We start from the raw sequence: 257 nt of genomic DNA on the forward strand, positions 1-257 counted from the left end.
GCGTCGGCGTGTCGGCATGGTGTTCCAGCGCTTCAACCTCTTCCCGCACATGACTGCGGCCGAGAACGTGGTGGAGGCGCAGATCCAGGTGCTCCGCCGGCCGAGGGTGGAGGCGCGGGCCAAGGCGATGGAGCTCCTGGAACAGGTGGGCCTCGGTGCGAAGGCCGGACAGTACCCGTCCGCGCTCTCCGGGGGCCAGCAGCAGCGCGTCGCCATCGCTCGGGCGCTCGCGATGGATCCCGAGCTGATGCTCTTCG

1 protein-coding gene is annotated in these 257 nt (G+C 70.0%); it reads left to right on the plus strand.

Translation table 11 applies throughout. The annotated features are described in order from the left end of the window. Positions 1–257 (plus strand): ATP-binding cassette domain-containing protein (locus CN601_RS22170; protein WP_142317404.1); only part of this gene is annotated, 257 nt, incomplete at both ends.

This window comes from Bacillus sp. AFS017336 (assembly GCF_002555445.1).
Taxonomy (GTDB): Bacteria; Bacillota; Bacilli; order Bacillales; family Bacillaceae_G; genus Gottfriedia.